17 protein-coding genes are annotated in these 17,484 nt (G+C 68.9%); 7 read left to right on the forward strand and 10 right to left on the reverse strand.

Going from position 1 to position 17,484, the window contains the following annotated elements; genetic code table 11:
* Window positions 1–65 precede the first annotated feature (65 nt).
* Window positions 66–1,427 carry a sigma-54-dependent transcriptional regulator gene (locus ACTIGJ_RS11715; protein WP_439640500.1) on the reverse strand — a complete coding sequence of 454 codons (1,362 nt, stop codon included), beginning with the start codon at window positions 1,425–1,427 and terminating at the stop codon, window positions 66–68.
* A gap of 303 nt (window positions 1,428–1,730) precedes the next feature.
* Between ACTIGJ_RS11715 and ACTIGJ_RS11720 the strand changes: the two genes are divergently transcribed.
* The 7 genes from ACTIGJ_RS11720 (at window position 1,731) to ACTIGJ_RS11750 (ending at window position 5,892) form a co-directional block, all read left to right on the forward strand.
* Window positions 1,731–1,895 carry a DUF1328 domain-containing protein gene (locus ACTIGJ_RS11720; protein WP_293373434.1) on the forward strand — a complete coding sequence of 55 codons (165 nt, stop codon included), beginning with the start codon at window positions 1,731–1,733 and terminating at the stop codon, window positions 1,893–1,895.
* A gap of 60 nt (window positions 1,896–1,955) precedes the next feature.
* Window positions 1,956–2,597 (forward strand): BON domain-containing protein, encoded by a 642-nt coding sequence (locus ACTIGJ_RS11725; protein WP_439640501.1) that lies wholly within the window; start codon window positions 1,956–1,958, stop codon window positions 2,595–2,597.
* 89 nt (window positions 2,598–2,686) lie between these two features.
* Window positions 2,687–2,881, forward strand: coding sequence for a CsbD family protein (locus ACTIGJ_RS11730; RefSeq protein ID WP_439640502.1), 195 nt, complete (start codon window positions 2,687–2,689; stop codon window positions 2,879–2,881).
* A gap of 177 nt (window positions 2,882–3,058) precedes the next feature.
* Window positions 3,059–4,483, forward strand: a complete 1,425-nt coding sequence (locus ACTIGJ_RS11735) for an OmpA family protein (RefSeq protein ID WP_439640503.1) — start codon at window positions 3,059–3,061, stop codon at window positions 4,481–4,483.
* A 152-nt stretch (window positions 4,484–4,635) separates the two neighbouring features.
* A complete protein-coding gene (locus ACTIGJ_RS11740; RefSeq protein WP_439640504.1) occupies window positions 4,636–5,079 on the forward strand; it encodes a DNA polymerase III subunit chi in 444 nt (147 codons plus the stop codon).
* A gap of 5 nt (window positions 5,080–5,084) precedes the next feature.
* Window positions 5,085–5,501, forward strand: coding sequence for a hypothetical protein (locus tag ACTIGJ_RS11745; RefSeq protein WP_439640505.1), 417 nt, complete (start codon window positions 5,085–5,087; stop codon window positions 5,499–5,501).
* A 7-nt stretch (window positions 5,502–5,508) separates the two neighbouring features.
* Window positions 5,509–5,892 carry a bleomycin resistance protein gene (locus ACTIGJ_RS11750; RefSeq protein ID WP_439640506.1) on the forward strand — a complete coding sequence of 128 codons (384 nt, stop codon included), beginning with the start codon at window positions 5,509–5,511 and terminating at the stop codon, window positions 5,890–5,892.
* Here ACTIGJ_RS11750 and ACTIGJ_RS11755 read toward each other — a convergent pair.
* From ACTIGJ_RS11755 to ACTIGJ_RS11795, 9 genes are all read right to left on the reverse strand, one after another.
* Window positions 5,889–6,584 (reverse strand): response regulator, encoded by a 696-nt coding sequence (locus tag ACTIGJ_RS11755; RefSeq protein ID WP_439640507.1) that lies wholly within the window; start codon window positions 6,582–6,584, stop codon window positions 5,889–5,891. The two genes, ACTIGJ_RS11750 and ACTIGJ_RS11755, sit on opposite strands and share 4 nt — an antisense overlap.
* On the reverse strand, window positions 6,581–9,331 hold the full coding sequence (locus ACTIGJ_RS11760; protein WP_439640508.1) for a DUF4118 domain-containing protein: 2,751 nt from the start codon (window positions 9,329–9,331) through the stop codon (window positions 6,581–6,583). Before ACTIGJ_RS11760 ends, ACTIGJ_RS11755 begins: the two co-directional genes overlap by 4 nt.
* Window positions 9,332–9,333: 2 nt before the next feature.
* Window positions 9,334–10,677, reverse strand: a complete 1,344-nt coding sequence (locus tag ACTIGJ_RS11765; protein ID WP_439640509.1) for a hemolysin family protein — start codon at window positions 10,675–10,677, stop codon at window positions 9,334–9,336.
* 96 nt (window positions 10,678–10,773) lie between these two features.
* Window positions 10,774–11,355, reverse strand: coding sequence for a potassium-transporting ATPase subunit KdpC (gene kdpC / locus ACTIGJ_RS11770; RefSeq protein ID WP_439640510.1), 582 nt, complete (start codon window positions 11,353–11,355; stop codon window positions 10,774–10,776).
* Window positions 11,356–11,395: 40 nt separating this feature from the next.
* Window positions 11,396–13,450, reverse strand: a complete 2,055-nt coding sequence (gene kdpB, locus ACTIGJ_RS11775) for a potassium-transporting ATPase subunit KdpB (RefSeq protein WP_439640511.1) — start codon at window positions 13,448–13,450, stop codon at window positions 11,396–11,398.
* 50 nt (window positions 13,451–13,500) lie between these two features.
* Window positions 13,501–15,246 carry a potassium-transporting ATPase subunit KdpA gene (gene kdpA, locus ACTIGJ_RS11780; RefSeq protein ID WP_439640512.1) on the reverse strand — a complete coding sequence of 582 codons (1,746 nt, stop codon included), beginning with the start codon at window positions 15,244–15,246 and terminating at the stop codon, window positions 13,501–13,503.
* Window positions 15,243–15,335 (reverse strand): potassium-transporting ATPase subunit F, encoded by a 93-nt coding sequence (locus ACTIGJ_RS11785; RefSeq protein WP_439640513.1) that lies wholly within the window; start codon window positions 15,333–15,335, stop codon window positions 15,243–15,245. Before ACTIGJ_RS11785 ends, kdpA begins: the two co-directional genes overlap by 4 nt.
* A gap of 11 nt (window positions 15,336–15,346) precedes the next feature.
* The gene (locus ACTIGJ_RS11790; RefSeq protein ID WP_439640514.1) at window positions 15,347–15,592 is read right to left on the reverse strand and encodes a hypothetical protein; all 246 of its coding nucleotides are present in this window, start codon (window positions 15,590–15,592) and stop codon (window positions 15,347–15,349) included.
* Window positions 15,593–15,604: 12 nt separating this feature from the next.
* Window positions 15,605–17,431: a hypothetical protein gene (locus tag ACTIGJ_RS11795; RefSeq protein ID WP_439640515.1), complete on the reverse strand. Its 1,827-nt coding sequence runs from the start codon at window positions 17,429–17,431 to the stop codon at window positions 15,605–15,607.
* Between the last annotated feature and the right edge of the window lie 53 nt (window positions 17,432–17,484).

A 17,484-nucleotide genomic window follows, 5' to 3' on the forward strand; every position in this document is an offset into this window, starting at 1 on the left:
CCACGCGATCCGCAGACAATATCGAGCTTGATCCGGCAAGTGCCTGATCAGGCGAATTTTTCAGCTCAGATCCCGTACTGCTTGCGCTTGCGGTACAGCGTCGAGGCGTCGATGCCGAGCTGCTTGGCGGCCACCTCCAGCGTTTCCGCCTCGCCAAGCACGGCCAGGATGTGCTCGCGCTCCAGCGCCGCCAGGCTCATGGCGCCGGTAGGGCGGGCTGCCGTGCTGGCTGCCGCCGCGCCGCCGGCTTCACCGAGCGCCAGGTCGCGGGGTTCGATCAGCTCGCCCCGGCACAGGATGCTGGCGCGTTCGATGACGTTGCGCAGCTCGCGGATGTTGCCCGGCCAGCGGTGCCGGCACAGGGCGTCCATCGCCGCCTCGCTGAAGCCGCGCCCGCGGCCCCGGTGGATGCGGATGAATTCGTCGAGGAAGCCGTTGGCGAACGCCGGCAGATCCTCGATGCGGTCGCGCAGCGGTGGCAGATGCAGGCGGATGACGTCGAGGCGATACAGCAGGTCTTCGCGAAAGGTCCCGGTCTTGACCATGCCGTGCAGGTCGCGGTTGGTCGCCGCCACCAGCCGCACATCGGCCTGGCGGGTCACCGGATCGCCCAGGCTTTCGAACTGCTTGTCCTGCAGGAAACGCAGCAGCTTGGCCTGCAGACCGATCGGCACTTCGCCGATTTCGTCGAGGAACAGGGTGCCGCCGTCGGCCTGCGCGACACGGCCCGGCGAGTTGGCGACGGCGCCGGTGAACGCGCCCTTCTTGTGGCCGAACAGCTCGCTTTCGAACAGCTCGCCGGACAGGCCCGGACTGTTGATGGTGATGAACGGCGCCGCGTGGCGTGCGCTCCAGCGGTGGATGGCGCGGGCGATCACGCCCTTGCCGGTGCCGCTTTCGCCGAGCACCAGGATGTTGGCGTCGCTGGCGGCCACCTGGCGGGCGGTGTCGAGCAGTTCCGCCATCGCCGGCGAGCGGCTTTCCAGCTGTGCCGAATCGTTGCTGCTGCCGGTCTGGCGTTCCAGTTCCTCCAGCCGCAGATCCAGCCGGCGCGCGTGCAGCTGCGTGGCCGCGGCGATCCGCAGCTGTTCCGGTGAGCAGGGCTTGACCAGGTAGTCGACGGCACCTGCGCGCATCGCCTGCACGGCGGTATCCACCGAGGAATGCGCGGTAACGATCACCACCCGCAGCCACGGCGCGGCGGTGCGGATGGCCGGCAGCAGTTCCAGCGCCGTGGTGTCGCCCAGTGTCAGGTCCAGCAGGCAGACATCGAACACGCGGCTGCGGATCAGCGCCATCGCCTGTTCGCCGCTGGCGGCGGTGGCGACGGTATGGCCGTCGTCCTCCAGGCAGTAGCGGAAGGTTTTCAGCAGCGGGGCTTCGTCATCGACGACCAGTACCCGGCCGCCCGTCTTTTCAGCCGTCAAGGTGGCAGTCCTCCGTGTCGGTGCCTGTGGATGTCCGACCACCCGAAGCGCCGTTCATTCCCGAGCCGGATGTCGCCGTGCATTTTGCACGACGCGCAAGGGCCGATCGTGCAGATTGCCGTCCGTTTAACCGGATAAAAGTTTTCAAGATATTGAAAATACTGAAAAAAATAGTTGGCACGGGCCTTGGAATAGTACAGGCACGGCACGCCGATGGGCGGTGTGCCGGGATCGCCGGTCTGCACGGGCGATACCACGCAAAACCTGTCTGCACACGCATCAATACAAGAAGGAGGTCACCCCATGCTCCATTACGCCGTTGTCTTTTTCGTCATCGCGCTGATCGCGGCGCTGCTCGGCTTCTCCGGCATCGCCGGTACCGCAGTCGGCATCGCCAAGCTGCTGTTCCTGGTGTTCCTGGTGCTGGCCGTGCTGTCGCTGATCTTCGGCCGCCGGGTCAAGACCTGAACGCGTCACGCCTTCTCCCCACTGTCTGCTGAAACGCCAAACCAAAAAAGAGGACACAACATGAACATTCATCCGCTCAACCGCACGCTGATCGCCGCTGCGCTGATCGCCAGCTTCGGTCTGGCCGCCTGCAAGCCGTCGGTGCCCGATGGCCAGATGTCGGACGGCGCCGCCGCCAACGCGCCGAAGGACAGCGCCACGCTGGGTGCCGCGCTGGACGATACCGGCATCACCGCGAAGCTGAAGGGCCGTCTGGCCAGCGATGCCCGCATCGAAGGCTCCGACATCTCGGTTGAAACCAACAACGGCGTGGTGACGCTGTCCGGCAGCGCCAAGGCCGGCGCCGCCAAGGAAGCCGCCGAGGAACTGGCCCGCAACGTCGAAGGCGTGAAGGGCGTCGACAACCAGATCACGGCGCCGACCGCGCTCGACACCTTCGTCAAGGATGCCGACAAGGCCGCCGACCGCGCCGGCGAGGCGATCACCGACACCGTGATCACCACCAAGCTCAAGGCGGCACTGATCGCCGATGAAACGACCAAGGGCACGGCCATCAACGTCACCACCACCGACGGCCGCGTGACCCTGAGCGGCAAGGTCACCAGCGGCGCCGAGCGCGAGAAGGCGATCTCGATTGCCACCCGCACCGAGGGCGTGAAGAAGGTCGACGCCGACGACCTGAAGGTCGGCAGCCGCTCGTGATCGGGCCTTGCCCATCCGATCGGTCACCCGAGTTACGAACCCCGAGTCACAACCGTAGTCCCCCGCAACATCCAACTGGAGACATCGACATGAACGAAGACATCCTCAAGGGCAAGTTCAAGCAGCTCAGCGGCCGGATCAAGGCCAAGTGGGGCGAGCTGACCGACGACGACCTGAAGCTGCTGGAAGGCAAGCGCGACGTGCTGGTCGGCAAGCTGCAGGAGAAGTACGGCCTGACCAAGGAAAAGGCCGAGCAGCAGATCAAGGAAATGGAAGACGCCTGAGCGCTTCCTGATCCGATGAGGCAAGGCCGCGCCCGCATCGAACGGGCAGGCCGGTAGCAGGCGGCAGCGCGGGCCCCCCGACTCGCGCTGCCGTTTTCCGGGATCGCCCCGATTCCCGGTCATCCGCATCAAAAACCACCAAAAATCCCATCGCCTGAAACAAGGCAAGGAGCTGTCATGCGCATTCACACCCGCCGCCTGTGCGTTTCCGTCACCACGATGTTCCTCGCCGGCGCCGCCGGTACCGCCATGGCCGGCGACGGCTGGTACCTGGGCCTTGAGGCCGGTGCCAACAAGCAGCGCCAGTCGAACGACAAGACCATCGGCGGCGGCCTGCTCGGCACCCAGTCCGAGTTCCAGTCGAAGTACGACACCGGCTTCCTCGGCGGTGTCACCACCGGCTACTCGTTCGCCAACGGCCTGCGTCCGGAACTGGAACTGGTCTACCGTCAGGACCGCTACAAGACGCTGTTCGGCCCCGGCTTCCGCGATGAGGGCGACGGCCGCAAGGACGCCCGCAGCGCCTTCGCCAACCTCTGGTACGACATCAAGAGCGAGAGCGGCTTCTTCAAGACCGTGCACCCGTACATCGGCGTCGGCGGCGGTGTTTCCCAGCTGTGGCTGGAGAACGTTGGTTCCAACGGAGCCGAACTGGTCAATGACCACGACACCGTGTTCGCCTACCAGGGCGGCGCCGGTATCGGCTTCGACCTGACCCAGCGCCTGACCGCTTCGCTCGACTACCGTTACATGGGCACCGAGAAAGGCCAGTTCGACGCCAGCCCGCGCGGCTCGGGCGACCTCGTGGAGACCGGCTACAACGGCCAGTCGGCGATGATGTCGGTGCGTTACGTGCTGGCCGAGTCCAAGCCGTCCGACTTCGACGGCGACGGCGTGCCGGACAAGCGCGACAGCTGCCCGAACACGCCGGCCGGCACCCCGGTCGACGGCAAGGGCTGCCCGGTCGACAGCGACAACGACGGCATCAACGACAAGCTCGACGCCTGCCCGAACACGCCGGCCGGCGCCACGGTCGATGCCAAGGGCTGCCCGATCGACAGTGACGGCGACCGCGTGCCGGACTACGCCGACCAGTGCCCGAACACCCCGCCGGGCACCAATGTCGACGCCAAGGGCTGCACCATCGAAGCGCCGAAGCCGGCGATTGCCGACACCGACGGTGACGGCGTGGCCGACGGCATCGACCAGTGCCCGAACACGCCGCCGGGCGCGAAGGTCACGGCCAACGGTTGCGCGGTCAACCAGTCGCTGGTGCTGAAGAACGTGCACTTCGCGTTCAACAAGGCGGTGCTGACCAACGACTCGAAGACGGTGCTCGACACGGTCGCCAAGACCATCATCGACTCGCCGGGATTCACCATCGAGATCGGCGGCTACACCGACTCGATCGGCTCGGATGCGGCCAACCAGAAGCTGTCGGAAGCGCGCGCCAACGCGGTGCGCAGCTACCTGATCGGCAAGGGCGTGACCGCTGGCGCGCTGACCGCCAAGGGCTATGGCGAAGCCAACCCGGTGGCGTCCAACGACGACGAGACCGGCCGTGCCGACAACCGTCGCGTCGAGATGCGCGTCATCAACTGAGGCGGGGCTGCAGGACCCGGCGCTGCGCGGACCAAGCATCCGCGCAGCGCCCGACGAGGCAGGCAGCGATTGGGCGACCCGCGCTTCGGGTCGCCCTTTTTTGTCGGCGCGGCGGGCTATGCTTCACGCCTCGTCCAGCCGCGCCGTACGCCGTGACCCGCATCGATTTCTACATCCTTGGCGATGCCTTCGCAGCCGTCACCAGCCATGTGATGACCGCCTGCAAGCTGTGCGACAAGGCCACCGCCACCGGCAAGCGGGTGTTCGTCTACGTGCCGGACGACAACGTCGCCGCCGAACTCGACGGCACCTTGTGGACCTTCCGCCAGGGCAGCTTCATCGCCCACGAACGCCAGGCCGACAAGGCGCCGGAGGAGCCGCTGCCGGCCGTGCTGATCGGCCGCGACGAGCCGCCCGCCGCCTACGACGGCGTGATGATCAACCTCGGCCTCGACATTCCGCCGTTCTTCAGCCGCTTCGAACGGGTGCTGGAAATCGTCGATGCCAACCCCGCCGCCCGCCAGGGCTCGCGCGACCGCTACAAGTTCTACCGCGACCGCGGCTACGAACTGGCCACCCATAACCTGAACGGATGACCGCCATGTCCCAGCCGCGCCCGTGCACGGTCCTTGCGCTTGTCGGTCGTCTTGGCGTCGCCAGCCTGCTGCTGGCCAGCACCGGCTGCCAGCTGCTGAGCCAGACGCCGGACCCGGACCGGCGCAGCGCCATCCGCGAGCGCGTCGCCTACGGGCTGAGCGCAGCGGAAGCCAGTTCGCGGCTGTCCGGCCTGGGCTTCGGCTGCTCGCGGCGCAGCGGCGAGTATCTCGACGAAGCCGGCAAGGCCCGCGAGGCCGACCACTTCCTGTTCTGCGTCGAACGCCCCGGCGCGGTCAGCTTCGCCTGCCAGAACCGCGACCAGGTGACCGTGGTGCTGCGCGACGACCAGGTGTCCGGCATCGAAGTGCGGCGCGGGCCGAGCTGCGACCAGACTTCGCCGGAAGCGCTGAAGATCAAGTGAATCGGCCATGACTCAGACGGTCATACCCCAATTGCGGATGCGCGACGCGGCGCTGACGCTGCCTTTCTACCTCGATGGGCTTGGCTTCACGCTGGACTGGGAACACCGCTTCGAATCCGGCCTGCCGCTGTTCTGCCAGATCAGCCGCGACGACCAGACGTTGTTCCTGACCGAACACAGCGGCGATTGCGAACCCGGCGGCGCGGTCTACCTGATCGTGCCGGATGTCGATGCCTGCCACCGTGCATTCACGGCCCGTGGTGTCGTCATCGAGCAGCCGCCGGCCGACACCCCCTGGGACATGCGCGAAATGCGGGTGATCGATCCGGACGGCAATCGCCTGCGCTTTGCCAGTGATCTTGATCGGGCAAGCGCGGCGGCCGCCGGCTAGGGTTCGCTGCGCAACCGGTAGCCGACGCCCGGCTCGGTGACGATCAGGCTCGGCTGTTCGGGATTCGCCTCCAGCTTGCCGCGCAGCTGCCGGATGTAGACCCGCAGGTAGGCGACATCGCCATCGGAATCCTGCTGCCAGACTTCGCGCAGCAGGTGGCGATGGGTCAGCACGCGGCCGGCGTGCAGCACCAGCTGCTGCAGGATGCCGTACTCCTTCGGCGACAGCCGCACTTCCACGCCATCGCGCAGCACCAGCCGGCGTACCAGGTCGATGCTCAAAGATCCGCGCACGAACAGCGGCTGGGCGCCCTGCCGCTGCATGCGGTGACGCAGTGCGGTGCGGATGCGGGCCAGCAGTTCGTCGACGCTGAACGGCTTGGTCACGTAGTCGTCGGCCCCGGCATCAAGCGCCCGCACCTTGCCGCTGTCGTCGGTGCGGCTGGACAGCACGATGATCGGCACCGCCGACCGCTGGCGCACCGCTTCGATCACGCTCAGACCGTCGCCGTCGGGCAGGCCGAGATCGAGCAGGATCACGTCCGGCTGATGCGAGGCCGACAGCGCCAGCGCTTCGGCGACGGTACCGGCCTCGAACACCCGGTAGTCGTTCACCTGCAGGGTGTTGCGCAGCAGCCGGCGGATCGCGGCCTCGTCGTCGACGACCAGCACCTTGCCCAGTTCCAGGCTCATGCGCCGGCCTCGGGCTGCGCTTCGGCGATCAGGTCCGGGGAAAACTCGATCAGAAACTCGGCGCCGTGGGCCGGGCCGCCGTCGCTGCCGGCGCTGCGGTTGCGGGCGTGGATGCGGCCACCCATGGCGATCACGAAGCCGCGGCAGATCGCCAGCCCCAGCCCGGTGCCGGCGCGCGAGCGGTCGGCGTCTTCGCGCACCCGGTAGAACTTGTCGAAGATCCGGTCGAGGTCACCGGGCGGAATGCCGGGGCCGTCGTCGCGGACATGCAGCGCGATCGAGAAGCGGTGGCGCACGACGCCGATCTCGATGTGGCTTCCGGCCGGCGTGTACTTGGCGGCGTTGTCGAGCAGGTTGACCAGCACCTGGTCCATCAGGGTTTCGTCGAGCAGCAGCAGCGGCAGATTGGCCGGCACCGACAGCTTCACCTTGTGCGCGGCCAGCCGCTTGGCGCATCGCTGGACGCTGGCGGCGATCAGGTCGCCGAGGTCGCAGGGCTCGCGCCTCGGCTGCAGCGCGCCGGCATCGAGGCGGGTCATGTCGAGCAGGTTCGAGACATAGCGGTTCAGCCGCTCGGCCTCGTCCTGGGCGCTGGCCAGCAGTTCCTCGCTGGCTTCGGCGTCGAAGCGGCCGGCGTGGCGGCGCAAGGTCGCGAAGGTGCCGATGATCGATGCCAGCGGCGTGCGCAGGTCATGCGAGATTGAGGTCAGCAGCGAGCCGCGCAGCTTTTCGGTCTCGGCCAGCATCCGCGCCTGGTCGATGTCCTTGGCCAGCCGGATGCGCTCGGTGGCGATCGCCGCCAGATCGACCAGGGCATCGAGCAGGCGGCGCTCGTCCGGCGTCAGCCGGGCATCGCCCTGGGCGCGGCTGATGCCGACCACGCCGTGCCGCCCCTGGCCGGTGCGCAGCGGCAGGAACAGCCGTCGGCCGCCGGGCAGGGTATCGGTACCGCTGCCGGTCGGCTGGTTCTTGTCCCAGCACCAGGTGGCGGCGGCCAGATCGGCTTCGTCGAGCGCCGCACCGGCCGGCGCGCTGGCCACCGGCAGCAGCGCGCCGTTCTTGGTGTCGGGCAGCAGCATCAGCGCCTCGACCTTCAGCATGTTGGCGATCTGGGCCGCCGACGCCGCCATCAGCGTGTCCAGCTTGCGGATGCCGGCCAGCTTGCGGCTGAACGCCAGCAGTTCGGCAGTCGTCCGCGCCTGGGCGTGGGCGGCTTCGGCGTGCACGCGCTCGCGCGAGGTCAGCGTGCTGGTCAGCACCGCTGCCGCGCTGAAGAAGATCAGCGCCAGCACCTGGCCGGGATCGGCGACGTTGAACGTGTAGTGCGGCTCGGTGAAGAAGAAGTTGTACGCCGCCGTGCTGGCGATCGACGCGAAGATCGACGGCCCGAGCCCGTAGCGGGTGGCGCTCCACATCACCGCCGCCAGATAGACCAGCGAGATGTTCGGCACCGTCACCATCGCCACCAGCGCGCGGCCGAGCAGGGTGGCCAGCGCCACCATCACCGCCGTGGCCGGATAGGCGGTGACCGGCGTGCGCGGTGCCTGCGGCGGCGTGTCGTCTTCGTCGCCGGGTACTGCGGCAGGGGCCGTCGCGCTGCGGGCCTGCGGGTCCTCGGCCAGCACGTGCAGGTCGATGCCGGCGGCATCGCGGCTGAGTTCGGTCAGCAGCGAGCCGTGGCGCAGCGTGAACCAGCGGCTGCGCTGCGACTTGCCGATCAGGATCTGGGTAATGTTGTTGTCGCGCGCCCAGGCCAGCAGGTCGCCGGCGATGTTGCGGCTGCCGGGCAGGGTCAGGGTTTCCGCCCCCAGCGATTCGGCCAGCCGCAGCGTGTCGGTGATCCGCGCCTGCGCCTTCGGGCCGGCGGGTGCGCTGCGCATGTTCTCGACGTGGATCGCGAACCACGGCGCATCGAGGCGATCAGCCAGCCGCTTGGCGCGGCGCACGACCTCGCTGGCGGCGGCCGATTCGTTGACGCAGACCAGCAGCCGCTCGGCCGCTGCCCAAGGCCCGCGAATCGCGTGGCGGCGCATGTAGGCGCGCATCTGCTGGTCGACACGCTCGGCGGTGCGGCGCAGCGCCAGCTCGCGCAGCGCGGTCAGGTTGCCGGGCTTGAACCAGTTGCGCAGCGCTGCCTGCGCCTGCGCTTCAGCGTAGACCTTGCCGTCGGCCAGCCGCTCGATCAGCTCCTGCGGTGTCAGATCGACGATCTCGACATCGTCGGCGGTGTCGAATACCCGGTCCGGTACGGTTTCTCGGACCCGTACCCGGGTGATCCGGGCCACCACGTCGTTGAGGCTTTCCAGGTGCTGGATGTTCAGCGTCGACCAGACATCGATGCCGGCCGCCAGCAGCTCGGCGACATCCTGGTGGCGCTTCGGATGGCGGGCGCCGGTGACGTTGCTGTGCGCCAGCTCGTCGACCAGCGCCAGCTGCGGCCGGCGCGCCAGCACGGCGTCGAGATCCATCTCGGCATAGGCGCGACCCTGCACCGGCAGCGTCCGGCGCGGCAGCACCTCCAGGCCTTCGACCAGCGCCTCGGTGTCGCGGCGGCCGTGGCTTTCGACGATCGCCACCACCACGTCCACGCCTTCGCCCTGCTTGCGGTGCGCGGCCTTGAGCATCGCGCAGGTCTTGCCGACGCCGGGCGCGGCGCCGAGAAAGATCCGCAGCTTGCCGCGCGCCGCGTCGTTCGACGCTTCCAGCAGCGCCTCGGGCGACGGGCGGGCGGGTTCGTCGGCGGCCATCGTCAGTCGGCCGGCGGCGGCGGCCGGCTCACCTTGATCCGCTCGATGCGCGGCCCGGTGACACGCTGCACGGTCAGCTCGCGATCGCCGATGACGATCAGATCGCCGCGCACGGCGATGCGGTCGAGTTTCTGCATCACCAGCCCGGCCACGGTGTCGACATCCTCGCTGCCGTCGATCGGGCTTCCGAGCACGCGCTCCAGCCGGTAGACCGGCGTGTCGCCCCTGAGCAGCAGGCTGCCGTCGGCAAGGTGGACGATGCGTCGGTCGACCTGGCCGGCACGGCGCGGTTCGTATTCGTCGGCGATCTCGCCGAGCATCGCTTCCAGCACGTCTTCCAAGGTCACGAAGCCGTCCATCGTGCCTTCGAAGTCGTCGACCAGCGCCAGATGCGGCGCGCCCTGGCGGAAGCGGCGCAGCACTTCCAGTGCCGGCGTTTCCTCGCGGAAGCGCTGCACCTGCCGGGCCAGCCGGCGCAGGCGCAGCGGGAAGTCGTCGCCCGGCGCTTCCAGCAGCAGGTCCTTGACGTGGACCACGCCGATCACGGTCTCGTCGCCGTCGAGCAGCGGGTAGCGGCTGTAGCCGTACTTCTGCACCGTGCGCCGCACTTCGGCGTGGCTGTTGTCGACCGACAGCGAGATCAGATCGCGGCGCGGCCGCATCAGATCGCTGGCGACCAGATCCTGCAGCTCCAGCGTGTGCGCCAGCATCGTGTTGAGGCTGGATTCCGGCTGGTCGCTGGCCGCATGGCTGAGGTGCAGGATCATCTTCAGCTCGTCATGCGTGTAGCTGTTGTCGCCGCCGTGACCGCCACCGGTGCCGTCCAGCCCGGCCGCCTTCAGCGCGATGCTGGCGCTGCGGTTGAGCAGTTCGATCGCCGGATACATCAGCCAGTAGAACGCGTACAGCGGCGTGGCGGTCCACAGCGACACGCCTTCCGGCCGGCGGATCGCCATCGACTTCGGCGCCAGCTCGCCGATCACGATGTGCAGGAACGAGATCACCGTGAACGCGACCAGGAAGGCGATCGTGTGGATGGTGCGCTCGGACTCGATGCCGACCATTGCCAGCAGCGGTTCCAGCAGGCCGGCGAAGGCCGGCTCGCCGACCCAGCCCAGCCCCAGGCTCGACAGCGTGATGCCGAGCTGGCAGGCCGACAGGTAGGTATCGAGCCGGCTGTGGACCTTGCCGAGAATCCGACCCCGCCAGCCGCGCTGCGAACTCAGCTCCTGCGCGCGCGTGCTGCGCAGCTTGACCAGCGAGAATTCGGCGGCGACGAAGAAGCCGTTGAGAACCACCAGCGCGCAGGCCAGAGCGACCAGCAGCGCGTTGTTCAGAGGTGACATGGGACCGCTGGGCATGCCCCGGAAACGGGAGCAGACGGAGTATATCGCCCGCGTCCGGAGCGCCCGTCGCAGCGCCGCTGCGCCAGCGGTTCATGTTCAGCCCGGCGACGGGAACGCCGCGTCGAGCGCCAGGTTCAGCTGCAGCACGTTGACCACCGGCTCGCCGAGGATGCCCAGCACCTCCGGCTCGGCCAGGCCGGCGATCAGCGCGCGCAGCTTCTGCGGATCGGCATGGCGGGTGCGGGCGACTCTCGGCAGCTGGAACTCGGCAGCGGCCAGCGAGATGTGCGGATCGAGCCCGCTGCCCGAGGTAGTGACCAGATCCACCGGCACGGCGGCGCCGGGATTCTCGGCCTGCAGCGCGGCGGCGTCGGTCCGGATGCGCTCGATCAGCGCCTTTGAGGTCGGCCCCAGGTTGGAGCCGCCGCTGGCAGCGGCGTTGTACGGCGTCGGGCTGGTCGCCGAGGGCCGGCCGTGGAAGTAGTCCGGCCGGGTGAAGGCCTGGCCGATCAGCGACGAGCCGATCACCGTGCCGTCGGCGCGCTGCACGAGGCTGCCGGCGGCCTGCTGTGGAAACAGCTGGCGCGCGATGCCGGTGATCGCCAGCGGATAGGCGAGGCCGGTCAGCAGCGTGAACAGCGTGAGCAGGACCAGCGTCGGGCGAAGGTGTTGCAGCATGGGTGGGCTCCTGTCGGATCGAACGGGCGGCGCGGCGGCGTCAGGCGAGATGCAGCGCGGTGATCGCCAGGTCGATCAGCTTGATGCCGACGAACGGGGCGATCAGGCCGCCGCCGCCGTAGATCGCCAGATTGCGGGCCAGCAGCGTGCCGGCGCCGACCGCGCGATAGGCGACACCGCGCAGCGCCAGCGGAATCAGCACGATGATGATCAGCGCGTTGAAGATGATCGCCGACAGGATCGCGCTCTGCGGCGTCGCCAGGCCCATCACGTTCAGCGTATCGAGCTGCGGGTAGAAGGCGGCGAACAGCGCCGGCACGATCGCGAAGTACTTGGCGACATCGTTGGCGATCGAGAACGTGGTCAGCGCGCCGCGCGTCATCAAGAGCTGCTTGCCGATGCCGACGATCTCGATCAGCTTGGTCGGGTCGGAATCGAGGTCGACCATGTTGCCGGCCTCGCGGGCGGCCACCGTGCCGGTCTGCATCGCCACGCCGACATCGGCCTGCGCCAGCGCCGGCGCGTCGTTGGTGCCGTCGCCGCACATCGCCACCAGCCGGCCGCCGGCCTGCTCCTTGCGGATCAGCGCCAGCTTGTCCTCCGGGGTCGCCTGGGCCAGGAAATCGTCGACACCGGCCTCGGCGGCGATGGCGGCGGCGGTCAGCGGGTTGTCGCCGGTGATCATCACCGTGCGGATGCCCATGCGGCGCAGTTCGGCGAAGCGCTCGCGGATGCCGCCCTTGACGACATCCTTCAGGTGGATGATGCCGAGCACCTGCTCGTCGCGGACCACGGCCAGCGGCGTGCCGCCGACCCGCGCCACGCGTTCGGCGATCGCCTTCAGCTCCGGCGGTACCGCCCGGGTGCCGGCGAGCCGGCTGACGTAGTCGATCACCGAGTCGACGGCGCCCTTGCGGATCACCGCGCCGTCGACATCGATGCCGGACATCCGCGTCTGCGCGGTGAACGGGATGAAGGTCGCCTGCGTGCCGGCCAGGTCGCGGCCGCGCAGGCCGAATTTCTCTTTCGCCAGCACCACCACGCTGCGGCCTTCCGGCGTTTCGTCGGACAGGCTGGCCAGCTGCGCGGCCTCGGCCAGGGTGCGCTCCTGGACGCCGGCCACCGGCAGGAACTCGCAGGCCTGGCGGTTGCCGAGCGTGATGGTGCCGGTCTTGTCGAGCAGCAGCGTATCGACATCGCCGGCCGCCTCGACCGCCCGGCCGGACAGCGCCAGCACGTTGAAGCGCACCAGCCGGTTCATGCCTGCGATGCCGATCGCCGACAACAGCGCGCCGATGGTGGTCGGGATCAGGGTCACGAACAGCGCCACCAGCACGATCACCGGCACCTCGCCGCCGGCATAGGCGGCGAAGCTCGGGATCGAGGCCACCGCCAGCACGAAGATCAGGCTCAAGCCCGCCAGCAGGATGTTCAGTGCCAGCTCGTTCGGCGTCTTCTGCCGCGATGCACCCTCGACCAGCGCGATCATCCGGTCGAGAAAGCCCGAGCCGGGCGCGGCAGTGACGCGCACCACGATGCGGTCCGACAGCACCCGGGTGCCGCCGGTCACGGCCGAACGGTCGCCACCCGCTTCGCGGATCACTGGCGCCGATTCGCCGGTGATCGCCGATTCGTCGATAGTGGCGATGCCGTCGATCACTTCGCCGTCGGCCGGCACCAGGTCGCCGGTCTCGGCGACGATGCAGTCGCCGGCCTTCAACGTCGTCGCCGGCACTTTCACCTCGTCGTCGCGGCTGGCGTTGAGCTTGCGGGCGATGGTGTGGCTGCGGGTCTGCCGCAGGCTGGCGGCCTGCGCCTTGCCGCGGCCTTCGGCCAGCGCTTCGGCGAAATTGGCGAACAGTACCGTGAACCACAGCCAGACGATCACCTGGCCGGAGAACAGCAGCGGCGCGCCGGAACGGTTGTCGATCAGCAGGTCGCGCAGGAACAGCAGGCTGGCCAGCAGCGACACCAGCGCGGTGATGAAGATCACCGGGTTCTTCGCCAGCCGCTGCGGATGCAGCTTGGCAAAGGTGTCGCGCAGCGCCGGGGCCAGCAGCGCGCGGGTGAACAGCGGCGTCGGGGAGGAGGTCATGGGGATCTCGCATGGCGCCGCCGGCAACCGCCGGCCGGCACCGGAGTGGTTCAGAACAGGGTGCCGGCCTGCATCGCCAGATGCTCGACGAGCGGCCCCAGCGCCAGCGCCGGGAAGTAGGTCAGGCCGCCGACGATCAGCACGATCGCCACCAGCAGGCCGATGAACAGCGGGCCGTCGGTCGGGAAGCTGCCGGCGGTGGCCGGCGACCGCGCCTTGGCGGCCAGCGAGCCGGCGATCGCCAGCATCGGCACGATCACCGCGAAGCGGCCGATCAGCATCGCCGCCGCCAGGCTCAGGTTCCAGAATGGCGTGTTGGCATTCAGCCCGGCGAAGGCGCTGCCGTTGTTGCCGACCGCCGAAGCATAGGCGTAAAGCATTTCGCTGAAGCCGTGCGGGCCGGCGTTGGCAAGGCTCTTCAGCGCCAGCGGCGACACGCTGGCCACGGCCAGGAAGCCGAGCAGCGCCAGCGGCATGCACAGGATCGCCAGCACCGTCAGCTTGATCTCGCGGGCCTCGATCTTCTTGCCGAGATATTCCGGTGTGCGGCCGACCATCAGCCCGGCGATGAACAGCGCCACGAGCGCGAACAGCAGCATCCCGTACAGGCCGGCGCCGACGCCGCCGAACACCACTTCGCCAAGCAGGATGTTGACCAGCGTCACCGCGCCGCCGAGCGGCATGAAGCTGTCGTGCATCGCGTTGACCGCGCCGCAGGAAGCATCGGTGGTGATGGTCGCGAACAAGGTCGAGGCGGCGATGCCGAAGCGCGCCTCCTTGCCTTCCATGTTGCCGCCGGACTGCACCAGGCTCATCTGCTGGTCCACGCCGAGCGCGGCCACCGCCGGATTGCCGCCGCTTTCCGCCCAGTAGGCCAGCCCGGCGCCGGCCACGAACAGCAGGCTCATCGCCGTGTACAGCGCCCAGCCCTGCCATTCGTTCTTCACCGCGCGGCCGAAGGTGTTGGTCAGCGCGGCGCTGATCAGGAAGATCGCCATCATCTGCACGAAGTTGGCGACGGCGGTGGGGTTCTCGAACGGATGCGCGGCGTTGGCGTTGAAGAAGCCGCCGCCATTGGTGCCGAGCATCTTGATTGCCACCTGCGAGGCCACCGGGCCCTGGGCGATCGTCTGCTGGGCGCCTTCAAGCGTCGTGGCCGCGACCGCGCCGACCCAGCTCTGCGGCACGCCCTGCCAGACCAGGAACAGCGCCAGCGGGATCGACAGCGGCAGCAGCACGTAGAGCGTCGCACGCGTCACGTCGACCCAGAAATTGCCGAGGTCCGCAGCCGTGCCGCGCTCGCGGGCGAAGCCGCGGATCAGTGCGATGGCCAGCGCGATGCCGGTGGCCGCCGACAGGAAGTTCTGCACCGCCAGCCCCAGCATCTGGCTCAGCAGCGACATCGTCGATTCGCCGCCGTAGCTCTGCCAGTTGGTATTGGTGACGAAGCTGATCGCGGTGTTCAGCGTCAGGTCCGCCGACGGCGCCGGCAGACCCAGCGGATTCAGCGGCAGCAGCGCCTGGGCCTGCTGCAAGGCGAACAGCAGCAGGTAGCCGCCAAGGCTGAACACCAGCATCGCCGTGGCGTACTGCGGCCAGCGCTGCGACTGCTCGGCGCGGACGCCGGCCAGCCGGTAGAAGCCGCGTTCGAGCGGCCCGAGCAGCGGCGACAGCCAGGTCCGTTCGCCGTCGAACACCCGTCGCAGGTAGCCGCCCAGCGGCCGCGTGGTCAGGGTCAGCACCAGCAGGAACAGCGCGATCGGCAGGCTGCCGTCGAGCAGCGGCGACGGCGTCACTGGAACTTCTCCGGCTTCAGCAGCGCGTAGCCGAGATAGGCCAGCAGCACCAGCACGGCGAGGCCGCCGAGGGCATGATCGAAGCTCATCGTCGGGGCCTTCAGATACGGTCGCAGAACGACACGTAGGCAATCAGCACGGCAATGCCGGCAGCGCCGAGCAGCAGCAGGAAGGTGGTCATCGAAATCGTCCCGTTCGCCGGACCGCTTCCGGCCCGTGCATTGGGCGACGGGCGGGCGTTGGGATTCGAGACGGCTGGGCGGCGGCGAAAATAAAGAACGCGTAAAGACGGCCGGCGGGATGGCCCGTTGCCCGGCGTTCGCCCGCCGGCTTCAGGGCCCGGCATGAGTGCCCGGCTTCAGGGCATCGCGGGGCGGTTGTCGGCCGCCGGCGCGGCGGCATCGATCGCCGATTCGGCACGCGCCCGCTGGCGATCGACCTGCTGCTGCAGCTGTTCCAGCTGCGGCGCGGCCTCCGGCGTCGCCGGATCGACCGCCAGGCTGCGCTTGACGGCGTCCTGGCTGCTTCGGGCGCTGCCGGCGCCGCTGTCGCCCAGGCTCTGCGCGGCGTCGACCTTGCTGCCGGCCTTCAGCGCATCGACCACCAGGTTCTCGCGTTTCACCGCCGCTTCGGTCGAGCGCAGGCTGGAACCGGCCTGCAGTGCCGCGAGCGCAGTGTTGATGCCGCCGACGCAGGCCGTGCAGCGGGTCTTCGACAGCAGCTTTTTCAGATCCCGGCTGGCCGCTTCCGGGCTGGCCGCGCTGCCGGTGATGCGCAGCACCTCGGCGCGGTACCAGCGGTCGAGCAGGCCGGACGCATTGCTGATGCCGTTGACCAGCCAGGCCCGCGATTCGGCGTCGATCGCCGGCACCGCTTCGGCGGTGTTGAGCCGGCGCAGCGCGATTTCGAGTGCGGCGGCGTCGGCGGCGTCCGGGGCGTCGAGATCGGCATTGCGGGCGACGGCGGCATCGACCTCGTCGATCGCCCGGAAGCCGTCGAGCAAGGTCGCCCAGCTCTTGCGGGTGGTCGGCGTGGCGGTGGCCAGTGCCTCGTCGAGGCAGGCGTCGATGCGCGACGCGCGGCTGGCGAAGTAGCGCTGCCAGTAGGCATGGCGCGGGTTGGCGGCATCCGGCGTGACCAGCCGCTGGTAGCGCCAGGCGGCGCGCGACAGGCGGTCGATCGAGCCGCCGGAGTCGCGGATGTCGGCCAGTACCGTGCGCCGGCGCAGCAGCAGGTCCTCGAGAAATGCCTGGCGGCCGGTCATCGCGCCGCTGGCCAGCACCTCGGCGGTCTTGGCCAGCACGGCGCGGTCAGTCGAGCAGGGGCCGCCCTGGGCGACCAGATCGTCGATCGGCCGGTAGTCGCTGACCCGCAGGTCGAACAGCAGGTACGGCGTGGTCACCGGCGCGCCCGGCTTGTCGACCTGCCGGCACAGCTTCGGCTGCTCGACCTCGATGCTGCACAGCTCGGCGTCGATGGTCAGGCCGCCCTTGCGGTCCTCGGTCAGCATCAGGAAGGCGACCACGCGGCCGTCCAGCGAATCCAGCGTGTCGCCGACCTGGAAGGTGTATTCCTTCTTGCGCTCCCACTGGTGGTTGGTGGCGGTCGTCGACTTCTCCAGCATCGGCACCACGAAGGTCTGGAAAGCGGTGATCGGCACGCCGCCGAGCAGGGTGGCGACGCCGGTGATCGCGGCCGGCGTCTTCTTGATGGTTTCCATCAGCGGCGCCAGTGCGGTCGCGCCGCTGGCGGTGATGCCGCGCACGATCAGGGTCAGGGTCGCGGCACCGCTCAGCGAACCGGCCTTGACGACGATGCCGCCGGCCAGCGTGCGGGCGGTGAGGTCTTCGCTGGAACCCTTGGTGACGTCGTAGCTCAGCAGCGGCACTTCCGGCGCCGGCGTGTCGCGGCCCGGTCCGGACAGCGGCTGCAGCTTGGCGGTGACCACGATCAGCTTCGGCGCGTCCTCGCCATAGAACTTCAGCCGCTCGGCGTTCTCGCCGAGGTTCGACGACACCTGCACCTGCAGGTAGCCATCCTCGCCCAGCTCGAACGAGCGCGGGCCGGGGGCGTGGCCCAGTTCGAGCGTGGTCGGTTCGATGAAGCGGGCCTGCTTGGAGGCGCAGCCGCTTGCGGCGACGGTGGCGATCAGCAGCAGCGGAAGGAAAGCGAAGTGGCGCGTCATGGTCGGCAGCATGGGGACAACGGAAGCTCGGACAACAGTTTGACCGCAGCGGT

Origin of the sequence: Nevskia sp., from assembly GCF_051860985.1 — a bacterium.
Taxonomy (GTDB): domain Bacteria; phylum Pseudomonadota; class Gammaproteobacteria; order Nevskiales; family Nevskiaceae; genus Nevskia.

Coding starts and splice junctions, on each gene's coding strand:
- ACTIGJ_RS11735 (WP_439640503.1), top strand. CDS start 3,059: ATGCGCATTCACACCCGCCGCCTGTGCGTTTCCGTCACCACGATGTTC.
- ACTIGJ_RS11755 (WP_439640507.1), bottom strand. CDS start 6,584: ATGAGCCTGGAACTGGGCAAGGTGCTGGTCGTCGACGACGAGGCCGCG.
- ACTIGJ_RS11795 (WP_439640515.1), bottom strand. CDS start 17,431: ATGACGCGCCACTTCGCTTTCCTTCCGCTGCTGCTGATCGCCACCGTC.
- kdpB (WP_439640511.1), bottom strand. CDS start 13,450: ATGACCTCCTCCCCGACGCCGCTGTTCACCCGCGCGCTGCTGGCCCCG.
- ACTIGJ_RS11745 (WP_439640505.1), top strand. CDS start 5,085: ATGTCCCAGCCGCGCCCGTGCACGGTCCTTGCGCTTGTCGGTCGTCTT.
- ACTIGJ_RS11720 (WP_293373434.1), top strand. CDS start 1,731: ATGCTCCATTACGCCGTTGTCTTTTTCGTCATCGCGCTGATCGCGGCG.
- kdpC (WP_439640510.1), bottom strand. CDS start 11,355: ATGCTGCAACACCTTCGCCCGACGCTGGTCCTGCTCACGCTGTTCACG.
- ACTIGJ_RS11750 (WP_439640506.1), top strand. CDS start 5,509: ATGACTCAGACGGTCATACCCCAATTGCGGATGCGCGACGCGGCGCTG.
- ACTIGJ_RS11730 (WP_439640502.1), top strand. CDS start 2,687: ATGAACGAAGACATCCTCAAGGGCAAGTTCAAGCAGCTCAGCGGCCGG.
- ACTIGJ_RS11785 (WP_439640513.1), bottom strand. CDS start 15,335: ATGAGCTTCGATCATGCCCTCGGCGGCCTCGCCGTGCTGGTGCTGCTG.
- ACTIGJ_RS11760 (WP_439640508.1), bottom strand. CDS start 9,331: ATGGCCGCCGACGAACCCGCCCGCCCGTCGCCCGAGGCGCTGCTGGAA.
- ACTIGJ_RS11790 (WP_439640514.1), bottom strand. CDS start 15,592: ATGCCGGGCCCTGAAGCCGGCGGGCGAACGCCGGGCAACGGGCCATCC.
- ACTIGJ_RS11765 (WP_439640509.1), bottom strand. CDS start 10,677: ATGTCACCTCTGAACAACGCGCTGCTGGTCGCTCTGGCCTGCGCGCTG.
- ACTIGJ_RS11725 (WP_439640501.1), top strand. CDS start 1,956: ATGAACATTCATCCGCTCAACCGCACGCTGATCGCCGCTGCGCTGATC.